We start from the raw sequence: 13,290 nt of genomic DNA on the forward strand, positions 1-13,290 counted from the left end.
GTCACTTCCCGTCGCTCAGGGCCATCGCGGACAGCAGCTCGTACGCCGCGTGGGAGGCCGCGATGCCGGTGATCTCGGCGTGGTCGTAGGCCGGCGCGACCTCGACGATGTCGGCGCCGACGAGGTTCAGTCCGGCGAACGCGCGGAGGATGGCGAGCAGCTCGCGGCTGAGCAGGCCGCCGGACTCGGGGGTGCCGGTGCCGGGCGCGAAGGCCGGGTCGAGCACGTCGATGTCGACCGAGACGTACACCGGCCGGTCCTGCACCCGCTCGTGGATCCGCTCGACGACGCCGTGCGTGCCGAGGTCCTCCATCTCCCGCGCGTGCACCGTCTGGAAGCCGAGCGCGGCGTCGTCGGTCAGGTCGGCCGCGTCGTACAGCGGGCCCCGGATGCCGACGTGCAGGCAGCCGGACAGGTCGAGCAGGCCCTCCTCGGACGCCCGGCGGAACGGGGTGCCGTGCGTGGTGGCCGCGCCGAAGTAGGTGTCCCAGGTGTCCAGGTGCGCGTCGAAGTGGACGACGGCGACCGGGCCGTGGCGGCGCGTCAGCGACCGCAGCAGCGGGAGGGCGATCGTGTGGTCGCCGCCGATGGTCAGCAGCCGGCCCGCCCGGTCGAGCAGCGCGTCCGAACCCGCCTCGATCGCCCGTACGGCCTCGTCGATCGAGAAGGGGTTGACCGCGATGTCGCCCGCGTCGGCGACCTGCTGCCGGCCGAACGGGCTGACGTCCAGCGCCGGGTTGTACGGGCGCAGCAGCCGGGACGACTCCCGTACGTGCGCGGGGCCGAACCGGGCGCCCGGCCGGTAGCTCACACCGGCGTCGAAGGGCACGCCGACCACGGCGACGTCGACGTCGGAGACCTCGTCGAGTCGGGGGAGCCGGGCGAAGGTCGCGGGCCCGGCGAAGCGGGGCACGACGCTGGCCACCACCGGGCCGACGTGGCCGTTCTCAGTGCTGCGAGGCAGGTCGTCAGACATGCGGGGTTCCTCTCGTCTACCTGGCGAGGTAACCATAGGGCAACGAGGGTTGTCTGTGAAGAAACCATCTGCAACCATTACGCACCACTCGGCAGGCGTATTACTCCGCAAACCCCCACTAACCTGCACAAATAGCGGGAAAGGAGCCAGATGACCCCCGAGCCCGTCGACGAACCCGCCGCCCGGCCGAAGGCCACCGAGGTCGAGCCCTACGGGATCGAGACGATCCCGGCCGACCACCGGCACTCACGGCCGCTCGACCTGTTCCGCATCACGTTCGGCGGCGCCAACACGTTCGCGACCATCATCCTCGGCACGATCCCGATCGCCTCGGGCCTGTCGTTCTGGAACGCCGTGCTCGCCACGGTCACCGGCGTGTTCCTCGGCGCGCTCATCCTGTCGCCGATGGCCCTGTTCGGCCCGCGCAACGGCACCAACAACGCGGTGTCGTCCGGGGCGCACTTCGGCGTGGTCGGCCGGATCGTCGGCTCGTACCTGTCGCTGCTGACCGCGATCGCCTTCTACGCGATCTCCGTCTGGGTCAGCGGCGACGCGTTCGTCGGAGGGGCGAACCGGCTGTTCCACGTGCCCGACAACGACCTGGTGCGCGGTCTCGTCTACGCCGCGTTCGGCCTGCTGGTCATCGTGATCTGCGTGTACGGCTACGCGTTCATGCTGCTGGTGAACAAGGTCGTGGTCGTCCTCGGCACGGCGCTGATCCTGCTGGCGATCGTCGCGTACTCGGGGAGCTTCCACGCCTCGTACGCCGGCGACCCGCACCTCTACCTCGGCGGGTCGTTCACCGCGACGTTCGTCGCCTCCGTCCTCATCACGATGGCCAACCCGATCTCCTTCGGCGCCTTCCTGGGGGACTGGTCGCGCTACATCCCCGACACGTACCGGCCGCGCACACTGATGGCGGCGCCGTTCTTCGCCCAGCTCTGCAGCCTGATCCCGTTCCTGTTCGGCGTCGCCACCGCGACGCTCGTCACGAACGCGGCCGACTACACCGCCGGCCTGATCAAGGTCTCTCCGCTCTGGTACGCGCTGCTGCTGCTCGTGGTGGCCTTCCTGGGCGGCATGTCCACCGGCGTCACCTCGCTGTACGGCACCGGTCTGGACTTCTCCTCAGTGTTCCCCCGGCTGAACCGGGTCCAGTCGACCCTGCTCATCGGCACGCTGGCGTTCGTCTTCATCCTCGTCGGCCGGTTCGTGTTCAACCTGGTCGACAGCATCAACGCGTTCGCCACGCTGATCATCCTCTGCACGTCGCCGTGGATGGTGATCATGTCGATCGGCTACTTCGTGCGCCGGGGACACTATGTGTCGGCGGACCTGCAGGTCTTCAACCGCGGCCAGCGCGGCGGAGCGTACTGGTTCAACCGCGGCGTCAACTGGCGTTCGATGGGCACGTGGATCGTCGCCACGGTGGCGGGCCTGCTGTTCGCGAACGTCCCGCCGCTGCTGCGGGGGCCGTTCCGCGACGTCGCGGGCGGGATCGACATCAGCCTCGTCGTCACCCTGGTCAGCGCCGTGGTGCTGTACGTCGCCGCCCTGTACCTGTTCCCCGAACCCTCCTACGTCTTCTCCGACGAGGGACCGCGGGCCGTGCCCGCCCGGTCCGCCGCCAGGCCCGCGGTCGTCGACGATCCCAAGGCGTCCGTCCACCGCGTACGGCACCGGACCAAGGTCCTCGCCGGCGGTCCCGAAGAAAGGCCCAGCCCATGACCGAGCGAAGCGAGGGAGTCAATCGACACAGCATCTTGGTCATGGGGCCGATGAAGGAGGTCCCATGATCGACCGAGCCGAGGAGACGGCCGTCATGTCCGACGCCGAGGACGTGCTCGCCGCGGCCCGCGACCTCGTGGCCGCGTTCGCCCGCCACGACACCGCCGCCTACTTCGACGCCTTCACCGTCGACGCGACCTTCGTCTTCCACACCACCGACGTACGGCTCGGCTCGCGCGCCGAGTACGAGCGGCTGTGGGAGCGGTGGGAGACCGAGGACGGCTTCCGCGTCCTGTCCTGCCGCTCGCGCGACGGCGAGGTACGGATGGTCGGCCGCGACGGCGCCGTGTTCAGTCACGACGTCGAGACGACCGTCGCGGCGCAGGGCGAGACCAGCACCGTGTTCGAGCGCGAGACCATCGTCTTCGAGCGGGTCGGCCCGCGCTGGCTGGCCGTCCACGAGCACCTGTCACCCGCCCCCGGCCACCGGTGACGATCGGCGAATCGACGGGCCCAGTAGAGTGCGGACGGTGGCGGCCCCGACCGGCCGCCGCCGCGCCGCCACGACAGGATTAGGGGTCGGATGAGGTCAGTGCCGATCGCCGCCGGCCAGCAGGAGCTTCGCATCGGGGCCCGGCTGCGCGACGCGCGGCAGCGCCAGGGCCTGACGATCGACCAGGTCGCGCAGAGCACTGGGCTGACCAAGGGCTTCATCAGCCGGATCGAGCGGGACGTCACCTCGCCGAGCGTGTCGACGCTGGTGACGGTGTGCGCCGCGCTGTCGCTGCCCGTCGGCGAGCTGTTCACCGCGCCGAAGACCGACGTCGTTCGCAGGGACGACGCGCCGGCGATCCAGCTCACCGGCCACGGCGCGGCAGAACGCCTCCTGACCCCACGCGGCCAGGGGCGGGTCCAGCTCGTGCGCTCCGTCATCGAGCCCGGCGGCACCGGCGGTGCGGAGCTGTACACCCTGAACTGTGAGGTCGAGGTCGTGCACGTCCTGCGCGGCACCCTCCGGGTGCAGTTCAGCGAGTCGGCGACGCTCCTGGCCGAAGGCGACACGCTGACGTTCTCCGGCCGCGAGCCGCACAGCTGGCTCAACCCCGACGACAGCGTCAGCACCGAGGCGCTGTGGGTCATCGTCCCCGCCCCCTGGGAGTCCTGACCGGCCGCATACGGACGGAGCGGCTCGTCAGATGCGGAGCCTGCCCGCAGAGGCGGCCGAACCGCGTTCGTCGGCTCACCGGAACACGGCGCGGCGAACGAAATGCTCGGTGCAGCCGAACGGAAACGGATCTCTTATCGGGACAGAACCGCCTGACGGCGCGGTCATCGCCGAGCCTTGTGCCCGGCGCGGGCGAAACGGTTAGCACGGTGCTCATCGGCCATTGATCACTGGCGGATGCTGCCGTAAGAGCGCAGCAGACGCCAGGGATCACTTCTCGGACTGCCGATGAACGGCCAGGCGGAGCGTCAGGGGAGTTCGGCGCCGTGCGCCGCGGGGCGGGTGAAGACGCCGGCGCGGGCGGCGGCGGCCACGGCGGCCGCGGACTGGTCGGCGGCCGCGCTGTCGAGAGGCTCGGCGGTGACGAGCAGGCGCATGTACAGGGGAGCGCCGATGGCGCGGGACACGTCGGCGGGGTCGGTGTCGGCGGGGAGTTCGCCACGGTCGGCGGCCCGTTCGACGATGCGGGCGACCATCGTGTTGTGCCGGGTCCAGAAGGCGCGGATGATCTCGGCGACCCGGTCGTCATGGCCGGCCGACACCACCGCGCGGATCAGCGCCTGCCCGGCGCGGTCGGTGAGGATCGCGAGGGCCGAGCGGGCGATGTCGCGCAGGTCGCCGTCGAGGGTGCCGGTGTCCGGCGTGGTCACGGACCGGTCGGCGAAGAGCGTCAGGGCGTCGAGCAGGAGGCCGTCGACGGTGCCCCAGCGGCGGTAGAGCGTCGCCTTGTGGACGCCCGCGCGACGGGCGACGGCGTCGACGCTGAGCCCCGCGTATCCGGTCTCGGTCAGTTGGTCGATGACCGCCTCGAGCACGGCCGTGCGGGTGCGTGCGGTGCGGCCTCCGGGCCGGGGCTGGGACATGGCTCCTCGGATCTAATGCGACAACTCGTTGCATCAAGCGTCTCGTCATGCCATGCTAGCCGCTAACGCGACACGCTGTCGCATAGGGGAGCTGACCATGAATTCTTCGATGTCCGCCGTCGCCGCTGTTCCGTCCCGATGGCGGGCCGCCGGCCGCGTGCTCACCTGGCTCGCGGCCGTGTCGGCGCTGGCCGCCGCGGTCTCGGCCATCTCCGACGTCACCCAGGCCGACGACACGGCGCTGGTCGTCCAGACCTGGCGGATGTACGGCCTGTTCCTGTGTACCGGGCTGTTCGTCCTGCTGGCGCTGCGCCCCCGTGTGCACGGTGCGGTATGGGCACTGCTGATCGCCGACAAAGCGGCACTGGCCCTGACCGCCGCCGTCTACCTGACGCGCGGCGGCGCCGCGGAGGCCGCCTCGACCATCGGTTGGGACGGCGGCCTGGCCGTCATCCTGACCGCGGCATACCTGATGACCCGTGTAAGTCCCTGAATTACGCGGAATGAGCGATCTGGTCGGATGGCTCACCCGCCTTGACGTCGGTAGTGACGTACTAGACGCAGCAAACCGGGCATCGATCCGTCAACGCCGACGGCAACGTGGCAATCGCGACGGCAAAGTCCTGAGGTGGGGCCGGTGGAGGTGGTCCGCCACAGTGCTCGTCGACCCGGTCGGCCGGGTGCGGCGAAGGCCCCAAGGCACCTGGGAGGACCCCACCGACGCGGTCGCCTGGCTGGCGCAGCAGTACAACAGCGTCGCCGACCAGCGGATGCACCTCGAACAGCAACAGCACGCCCCATCCGTGGAGACGATGACCACCCACGCCCTGGACGCCCTGCGCCGGGGCAATGACGTCGTGTGGGCCTGGTGGTTACGAGGCGGCGGCTTCATCGACCTGACCGTGGTCTGCTGTCCGAACCGGGATGGGGACCAGCGGTGTCCGGAAGGCCGGATCGACCGGCGGCCGGAGCGTACGGCCTGACGTGGCAGGCGACGAATCCCAGTGGACGGGCGACGGGTCTGATCGCACAATCGGGCCGTGGAGAGCAGGACCAAGCGACGCCTGAGCGGTGCGGAACTGGACGCGTTGACGCGGCGGGCGCTCGGTGCGGGCGTGGTCGCGTCGGTCGAGTTGACGGATGGGTTCGCCAACGCGGTCTGGAGACTGACCCTCGATGACGGCCGCGAGGTGGTGCTCAAGCTGTCGCCGCCGCCGGAGCTCGAACAGCTCAGCTACGAGCGCTTCCTGCTGCGAACGGAGGCCGAGGCGTACGGGCTGGCCGCGGCGGCGGGGGTGCCGGTGCCGACGCTGCTGGGCGCGGTGTTCGACGATCCGGTGCTCGGTGGTGACTGTCTGCTGCTCGACGCGCTCGACGGCGTCTCCTGGAACGACGTCGAGCCGGACGGGGCGGACGCGCTCCGGCGGGAGCTGGGCCGCCACCTCGCGCGGCTGCACACGGTCACCGGCGCGGTCTTCGGCTACCCGTACGCGGGGATCACCGGGCCCACCTGGCGTGCGGCGTACCTCGCGATGGCCGGAGCCCTGCTGGCCGACGTCGAGCGTTACCCGACGCCGTTGCCGCTGCCGGTCGAGGAGATCGGCGCGGTGCTCACCGCGGCCTCGCCCGTCCTCGACGAGGTGGTGACGCCGCGCCTCGTGCACTTCGACGTGTGGCCGGGGAACGTCTTCCTCGACCTGACCACCACGCCGCGGATCCAGGCGATCATCGACCACGAGCGGGCGTTCTGGGGCGACCCGCTCGCGGAGTTCGTGACGCCGACCATCTTCGGCGAACTGCGTGAGGACGACCCGCTGCTGGCCGGCTACCGGGAGGTGACCCCGCTCGAGCTGACCCCGGCGGCCCGCGTCCGCCTCGACCTCTACCGGGCCTACCTGTACCTGATCATGCTGGTGGAGAACGGGCCCCGGCAGTATCCGGAGCAGGAGTACGCGCGGGTCCGCGACCTCACCACCGCCGCGCTGACGCGGGTCCTCGACCGCCTCGCGCGCTGCCCGGCGGTCTCTCCTAAGTGATCCCCGGCCGTCATCGGGTGTTCAGCCCGGCCCTGCGGAGCTTGCCGATGACGTTCTGGACGGAACGGTGATCCGACGGTGTCGACGGGCAGAAGACGGTGCGCCCTGACGGCGGCTTCCAGGCGAGATGGTTGTTGCTGGTCAGGGTGATGGTCCAGCCGGCGGCTTCGGCACGGCGGGCAAGCTGTCGTAGATCGCGGGGGATTTTCAATGAGCTCTTCCTGTGGATCAGCCGGTAACGGAAGCGCGCCGACCTCCACGTGACGGCCACCGCCCCGGCTCGCCATTGAGTCCGAGGCAAGGCCGCCGACCCGGAGTCGTCCGTGGTCTCGTGTGCGACCTTCTCGCCCGCGACGTCCTCTGCGGCCGTGTCCGCACGGCCCCGGACGGTCGTGCCGTCCGTCGAAGACGGGGTAGGTCAGGACATCGTTACCGGTCCTTGCCGCCCTCGGTCATCGAGGACGACACGGACAATGATCTCACATTCTATTTCTCGGTGCAGGGTGGCGGGTCGACAGGTGGCTGCGCACCGTCCGGGACCGCGGGCAGTTCGGCGTGCCGGACCCGGTATCCCCTGCCGGACGCGTACGTCGTGAAGGGCGCGGGGGCCAGGCCCATGCGGAGGCACCGGCCGTCGACGGCGCCCCAGGAGAAACCGATCCGGTCGTACCGGTGGCCGCGGGGATCGGCGTAGACGCTGAACGCCATGCGGGTACCGTCCGGTTCGCCGATCACGCCCTCGCTGGTCCCCGAGACGACGGCGACGGGACCGGCGGTCATCAGGTAGTCGACCCGCACGGTGCCCCAGTAGTGCCGCACGGTGCCGTCCGGCTGGGGAACGGGGTGATCGAACCGTACGGTGCCGTGGGCGGCCCCCATGACCATCTGCTTGCCGTCGAACCGGAACGCGTTGCCGTGCGCGTCGAAGACGAAGCGCCGCAGGGGATTCCGCGGGTCGAGGGAGTACCTCACCCAGGCGTCCACGGTGACATGCCCTCCCCCCGAAAGACCGGACCGGCCGACTCGCCGGGGGATCCCGTGGTCACCCGACAGGGGGAACGAACGCGTGGTCGGCCAGGACCTCGTCGACCACATGGTGGTGATCGGCGGCGTCGGGGCCGTTCTCGGTGAGGCAGAGGAGCGACTTCCAGAGGGCCCAGCCGCGGGCTCGCGCCCACGTGCCGGGGTCCTGGTCGACGGCGGCCCGGAAGGTCTCCCGGCTCTCGCCGGCGAAGAACGTCCACGCGATGACCAGGTCGCAGGCGGGATCGCCGACCCCGGAGGTGCCGAAGTCGATGACGGCGGCCAGCTTCCCCTCGCAGACCAGCAGGTTGTTGACGGCGATGTCACCGTGGAACCACACCGGCGAGCCGTCCCACTCGGCCTCCAGGGCGGCGTCCCACACGGCCGCCGCCCGGCGGGTGTCGACGCGGCCGTCGAGTGCGGCGAGACAGCGCCGGGTCTCGTCGTCGTAATGGGTCAGGGAGGCGCCCCGGTAGAAGCTGTGCGCGCCCGCCGCGGGCCCGCCGGTGGCGTCGACGCGCTGCAGGGCGCGGATGAACCCGGCCACGTCGGCGGCGAACGCGGACGGGTCGGCGATGGGGTGCGACCTGGCGAGTTGTCCGTCCAGCCAGCGGCGGATCGACCAGTGGAACGGATATCCCTCGCCCGGCGCCCCCTTCGCGAGCGGCGTGGGGATCGGGACCGGCAGCGACGGGGCGAGGACCGGCAGCCAGCGGTGCTCCTTGTCGATCGCCGGGGCGTAGCCCGCCGCGGTCGGCAGGCGTACCGTCATCTCGTCGCCGAGCCGGTAGGTGCGGTTGTCCCACCCGTCGACCTGCACCGGCCTGACCGGCAGGTCGCTCCACTGGGGGAACTGGGCCGCGAGCAGCCGCCTCACCAGCCCCGCGTCGATCCCCGCCCGCCCGTCCTCGTACGTGTCGACCACCGGAGGAGTGTGACGGCCACCACGCCGCGCGGGCAAGCGGTTTTGCCGCCGTGCGAGGGGACGGGCGGATCTGACCGGCTCCTGGCATGAGGGCAGGTCAGAGGGGGTATGTCGTGGTGACGGCGATGCCGAGCCGAAGGTGCCGCGCGATGTCCGAGTTGGCGATTCAGAAGATCGAACATCATCTGGGACGGCATGTGGAGCTGCCGGTCCTGGGGCAGGTGGTGCTGCCGCCGCCCGAGAAACTGGTCTACTACGCCGGCCTCGGGCTCCTCGCGGCCTTCGAAGTGGTGGAGTGGCCGGTCGCGCTGGTGGTCGGCGCGGGGCACTGGCTCGCCGACCAGCAGCACCGGAGGGTGCTGCACGCCCTGGGCGAGGCGATGGAGGAGGCCTGAGCCGCCGGTGGCGGCGCGTCCCGGTCATCCGGTGATCTGCGGGGGACCGGGGGTCAGCCTCCCGTTGGCGTAGGTCCAGTCGGTGACCGCCTTGCCGGTGGCGCAGCAACTGGCGTCCGGCCGGCGGTACCAGATCTCGTACGCCTTGATCCGTCCCAGGGTGATCTTGACCTTGTCGATGTTCGTTGTGATCTCCGCACTGGGCTGCTGCGGGGTGACAACGCCGACAAGGGACAGCCGTCCGCTCGATCCGTCGAAGATGACGTCGGCCGCCGCCAGTTCGGAGTCGCCGGTTCCGCCGCCGTTGTCACAGGTGAGCGGTAGCGCCGCGACGGGATGCCCGTTCCCGAGCAGATCGCCGTACGCGACGTCGCCCAGTTGTACGAGGTGCACGTTGCCCCACTTCGTCGATGGCGCTGTCGCCTCCTTCTTCGTGAACCGCACGGTTCCGGTGACCGAGCAGAACGGCACCGGGATCGTGGCGTTCCCCCAGTCGTAGTGCCGCAGGTTCAGCGGTGCGGTGCCCGTGGTCGCGGTCGTGGTCTGACTCGGTGCGATCGTCCGCACGGGCGTGCCGGCGGGGCTCGGCGAAGGCGAGACGATCGGCGGTACGGTGCCGGCCCGGTGGTCGGTCGCGGGATCGCAGGGCCGCCCGGGGGAGTAGTGCGGTACGTACTGCCGCCACTGCTCGGTCGTGATCGGGTCGCCGCTCTCGGTGCACAGGCGCCGCATGAGGTCGGCGGGGTCGGCATCCCAGAGGGTGACGGTTTCGCCGCCCGTCGCCAGCGTTCGGCCGTCCGGTCCGAACGCCAGCGCGGTCTGCGGATTGAGCAGCTCCGGGAGGCCGGTCAACGCGGCGACGGCGGTGGGGTGCGCGGTGTCACGGACGTTCCAGATCCGTGCCTGCGGGCCGGAGCCCATGGTGGCGAGGAGATGTCCGTCGGCGCTGAAGGCGGCCGCGTTGACGGTGCCGACGCCGGTCATGGTCGCCCGCTTCCCGGGATGCGCGGGATCGCCGAGGTTCCAGAGAATCGCCGTGTCACCCGGTCCTCCGGCCACGAGTGTCCGGCCGTCCGGGCTGAAGGCGGCCGTGCGCGACCGGATCGTCCCCATCGTCGGGCCGGGTCTCGGCCGGTCCGGGTCCTCGACGTTCCACAGGCGTGCCGGATGCTTGTCGTCTCCCACGACCAGGACGGTGCGCCCGGCCGGACGGAAGAACGCGAAGCCGGTCGCGGGGATCGAACCACGTGCCCTCGGGTGCGCCGGATCGGTGACGTCCCAGAGCCGCAGTCCCTTGTCCTCGACGCGGGTCAGCAGCAGGTGGCCGTCCGGGCTGAACGCCGCGCCGCCGACGGCCTCCGACGGGCCGCCGAGCGTGGCGAGGATCCTCGGGTGCGCGGGATCCCGGACGTCCCAGAGCCGGGTCGTGCTGTCGAGGCTGCTCGTGGCGACCGTCCGGCCGTCGGGGTTGTAGACGGCGCTCTCGATGAGGTACGTGTGGCCGGTCAACGTGCCGAGGGCCGTGGGCGAATCGGGGTCGCGCACGTCCCAGAGCCGGCCCGTGTAGTCCCGGCCGGCCGCGAGCAGTACGTTGCCGTCCGGGCTGTACGCGATCGACGAGTAGGCGTCGTTCAGGACGGTCAACGGCACGGAGGCGCCGGGCTTCGCGACGTCCCAGAGTCGCAGGAGGTCGCCGTCGGTGGTCGACGCGAGGGTCCGGCCGTCGGCGCTGAAGCTCAGGGCCGGGGTGATCGCGGCCTTCCCGGCCAGGGTGGTGATCGCACTCGTACGCAGGGAGTCGGCCACGTTCCACAGCCGAACGTCACCGCCGCCGGCGGCGCTCGCCAGGGTGCGCCCGTCCGGGCTGAAGGCCAGGGCGTCGACGCTCAACGTGTGGCCGGACTGCGGCGACAGCGCCTGGGGATGGACGCGATCGGTGACGTCCCATAGACGTACGACGTCGTCACCGCCTCCGCTCGCGAGGAGATGCCCGTCGGGGCTGAACCGGATCGATGAGATTCCGTTCGTGGGGCCGTGCAGCGCCGCCAGCGGCCGGGGATGGGCTCGGTCCGTCGTGTCCCACAGCCGGACGCTGTCGTCCTGGCCCGCCAGGGCGACCGTGTCGCCGTCGGGGCTGACGGCCAGCGGGGCGGACAGGATGGTCTCGTTCCCGGGGATCGTCGCCAGCGGTGCGGCCAGGAGAGGGTCGGCGACGTTCCAGATGAGAACCTTCTCGCTCGCGTAGCTGACGACCAGGGCCCGCTGATCCTTAGTGAACGTCAGCTCCTCGGGGTTGCCCCCGTCGTCGGCGGTCAGCTCGCGCAGGACACGAGGGTGGACCGGGTCGCCGAGGTCCCACAACCGCACGACGTTCCGTCCCGCCGCCGCCAGAGTGCGGCCGTCCGGGCTGAAGGCGACCGCTCCGGTGTAACCGTCGTCTCGGTTCAGCGTGGCGATGGTCCGCCCGGTGCCGGCGTCGAGGAGCCGGGTCCCGGTGTCAGTGCCAACGGCCAGCATCGCCCGGTCCGGCGCGAACATCGCGCTGTTCAGGCCCGGTATGTGGAGCACACGCGGAATGGACGCCCCGTTCAACAGGGCGCCCAGTGCCTCGTCGGTCGGTTCGATCCGGTACGCCGCGACCAGCAGTTGCCGCGCGAGCCCCGGCTGTGTGCCGGCGATCCCGTTCGCCTCGGCGACGATCTGGCGGGACGCGGCGACCGCCTGGGCGTGCTCCCGGTCCCTGATCTGGGTCACGTACAGCCCGAAACCGGAGGCCGCGAGAACGCCGGCCATTCCCGTGGCGAGGACCGTGCTCCTCAGGCGGTCGATCCGGTAGAGCTCCCGACGGGCGGTACGGACGTCGGGCACCCAGCGAACCCGTACGCCGTCGGCGTACCGCCCGTCGGTGCCCTCATTGGCCTCCGGCGCGACGACGGACAGTTTCAGGGCCTTCGCCCGTTCGAACTTGGCCTTGAGACCTCCGACCGCGCCGAGTTCGCCGGTCGCCCGCGCACGTCCGGTGACGGCCATCCGGTCACGCCGGACCCGCAGCCACCGGCCGGCCGCGCGGAGGACACCGAGCGGCCCGGCGGTGGTGAGGCGGCTTCCCGGCGGCCCGATGACCTCGCTGAGCAGCACGGCGAAGGCCGCGCCGAGGGAGCCGTGCTGGATGCGCAGGCCCCAGGTCCCGTCGATGGTCAGCCGCCACAGCACGCAGGTCCGTGCCTCATGGCCGCGGGTCACGTACGTCCAGGCGTCCGTGATCGCGTCCTCGAACGTCGGGTCGGCGGTCACCATGCACATCGCGCGGGGATCGGGGAACAGGCCGTGCGGTCCGCCCGGCAGGATCTCCATCTCCAGCGTGCCAGAGATCCCGTCCTGGCGATGTTCGAAGAGGACACGGACGGCTTTCCGGCGGCGCCTCCGCCGCTTCTTCGCGGTGAGCAGGTGGGCCTGAAGACAGACCATGGTCCGGGCGGATCCACCGGGCAGCGGAGCGACCAGTTCGGCCACCCGGTGCACGGCGGGGGTGGTCTTGTCGGGGAGCAGTCGTCCCGTCGCCTGGCCCCGCGGCAGAAGGTGGGACACGCGCCAGTGTTCGACGATGGACGTCAGGGCCCGTGCCCTCGATGAGCCGGACGGCGGCGACCCGATGCCCGGCCGGTCGGTCTCCCCAGGCTCTGCCGCCCGAGCCTGGGCGGTCACCGGCCCGATGTCCTCCCCGCCCAGAAGATCCCCGAGTCGCACCAGGTCGGCGGCGCGCGTGGCCGCCCGCCCGAACTCGTCGTCCGGTGCGTCGTCATCGGTGGTGTCCTCGATGAATCGGACCGGCCAGCAGTCCGTCTCCGGGTCCGCCGACCAGGATCGAAGGCGGTCGGGCTCGGACGCGATGGACTCCGCGCAGGCGTCCCACAGCAGGCCGCCGGTCAGCGCGGTTTGACAGTCTTGGCGGCTGAACGTGGGATCGCCCGCGCGAATGCGCGCCTCGGCCGCCGACAGTCGTGAAATGGCCGATTCTGGACGTTTAATCGTAATGACGCGGGAAGATCGAAGATCAACTTTTTTCACGGCTCCTCCTAGGTGCAGAGATAATCCCTGACACCGCGGAACGCCTTCGTT

Annotated in this window: 13 protein-coding genes; 7 read left to right on the plus strand and 6 right to left on the minus strand. The window is 71.0% G+C overall.

Annotated features, from left to right (window positions below):
* Position 1 precedes the first annotated feature (1 nt).
* A complete protein-coding gene (speB, locus tag ABD978_RS06895) occupies positions 2 to 976 on the minus strand; it encodes an agmatinase (RefSeq protein WP_345350155.1) in 975 nt (324 codons plus the stop codon).
* Positions 977 to 1,126: 150 nt separating this feature from the next.
* On the opposite strand from speB, the gene ABD978_RS06900 reads away from it, so the two are divergent.
* The 3 genes from ABD978_RS06900 to ABD978_RS06910 all read left to right on the plus strand — a co-directional run bounded on the left by ABD978_RS06900 (position 1,127) and on the right by ABD978_RS06910 (position 3,869).
* Complete coding sequence (locus tag ABD978_RS06900; protein WP_345350158.1) at positions 1,127 to 2,704, plus strand: purine-cytosine permease family protein; 1,578 nt, start codon at positions 1,127 to 1,129, stop codon at positions 2,702 to 2,704.
* Positions 2,705 to 2,768: 64 nt separating this feature from the next.
* Positions 2,769 to 3,197, plus strand: coding sequence for a YybH family protein (locus ABD978_RS06905; protein ID WP_345350161.1), 429 nt, complete (start codon positions 2,769 to 2,771; stop codon positions 3,195 to 3,197).
* Between the two features lie 90 nt (positions 3,198 to 3,287).
* Entirely contained in the window at positions 3,288 to 3,869 is a 582-nt protein-coding gene (locus ABD978_RS06910; RefSeq protein WP_345350164.1) for a helix-turn-helix domain-containing protein, read from the plus strand.
* Between the two features lie 308 nt (positions 3,870 to 4,177).
* Here ABD978_RS06910 and ABD978_RS06915 read toward each other — a convergent pair whose 3' ends face one another.
* Complete coding sequence (locus ABD978_RS06915; protein WP_345350167.1) at positions 4,178 to 4,792, minus strand: TetR/AcrR family transcriptional regulator; 615 nt, start codon at positions 4,790 to 4,792, stop codon at positions 4,178 to 4,180.
* Between the two features lie 97 nt (positions 4,793 to 4,889).
* On the opposite strand from ABD978_RS06915, the gene ABD978_RS06920 reads away from it, so the two are divergent.
* From ABD978_RS06920 to ABD978_RS06930, 3 genes are all read left to right on the plus strand, one after another.
* Positions 4,890 to 5,285 (plus strand): hypothetical protein, encoded by a 396-nt coding sequence (locus ABD978_RS06920; RefSeq protein WP_345350170.1) that lies wholly within the window; start codon positions 4,890 to 4,892, stop codon positions 5,283 to 5,285.
* Between the two features lie 163 nt (positions 5,286 to 5,448).
* A complete protein-coding gene (locus tag ABD978_RS06925) occupies positions 5,449 to 5,775 on the plus strand; it encodes a hypothetical protein (protein WP_345350173.1) in 327 nt (108 codons plus the stop codon).
* A 57-nt stretch (positions 5,776 to 5,832) separates the two neighbouring features.
* The gene (locus ABD978_RS06930; protein ID WP_345350176.1) at positions 5,833 to 6,828 is read left to right on the plus strand and encodes a phosphotransferase family protein; all 996 of its coding nucleotides are present in this window, start codon (positions 5,833 to 5,835) and stop codon (positions 6,826 to 6,828) included.
* A 10-nt stretch (positions 6,829 to 6,838) separates the two neighbouring features.
* Here the strand turns inward: ABD978_RS06930 and ABD978_RS06935 are convergent, their stop codons facing one another.
* From ABD978_RS06935 to ABD978_RS06945, 3 genes are all read right to left on the minus strand, one after another.
* Positions 6,839 to 7,099 carry a hypothetical protein gene (locus tag ABD978_RS06935; protein WP_345350179.1) on the minus strand — a complete coding sequence of 87 codons (261 nt, stop codon included), beginning with the start codon at positions 7,097 to 7,099 and terminating at the stop codon, positions 6,839 to 6,841.
* A 215-nt stretch (positions 7,100 to 7,314) separates the two neighbouring features.
* Entirely contained in the window at positions 7,315 to 7,812 is a 498-nt protein-coding gene (locus ABD978_RS06940) for a hypothetical protein (protein WP_345350182.1), read from the minus strand.
* A gap of 58 nt (positions 7,813 to 7,870) precedes the next feature.
* Positions 7,871 to 8,776, minus strand: coding sequence for an aminoglycoside phosphotransferase family protein (locus ABD978_RS06945; RefSeq protein WP_345350185.1), 906 nt, complete (start codon positions 8,774 to 8,776; stop codon positions 7,871 to 7,873).
* 149 nt (positions 8,777 to 8,925) lie between these two features.
* On the opposite strand from ABD978_RS06945, the gene ABD978_RS06950 reads away from it, so the two are divergent.
* Positions 8,926 to 9,171 carry a hypothetical protein gene (locus tag ABD978_RS06950; RefSeq protein WP_345350188.1) on the plus strand — a complete coding sequence of 82 codons (246 nt, stop codon included), beginning with the start codon at positions 8,926 to 8,928 and terminating at the stop codon, positions 9,169 to 9,171.
* Positions 9,172 to 9,195: 24 nt separating this feature from the next.
* On the opposite strand, the gene ABD978_RS06955 is transcribed toward ABD978_RS06950, so the two are convergent.
* Positions 9,196 to 13,239 carry a WD40 repeat domain-containing protein gene (locus tag ABD978_RS06955; protein WP_345350191.1) on the minus strand — a complete coding sequence of 1,348 codons (4,044 nt, stop codon included), beginning with the start codon at positions 13,237 to 13,239 and terminating at the stop codon, positions 9,196 to 9,198.
* Between the last annotated feature and the right edge of the window lie 51 nt (positions 13,240 to 13,290).

The sequence above is a fragment of the Actinoallomurus liliacearum genome, from assembly GCF_039542035.1.
Lineage (GTDB): Bacteria > Actinomycetota > Actinomycetes > Streptosporangiales > Streptosporangiaceae > Actinoallomurus > Actinoallomurus liliacearum.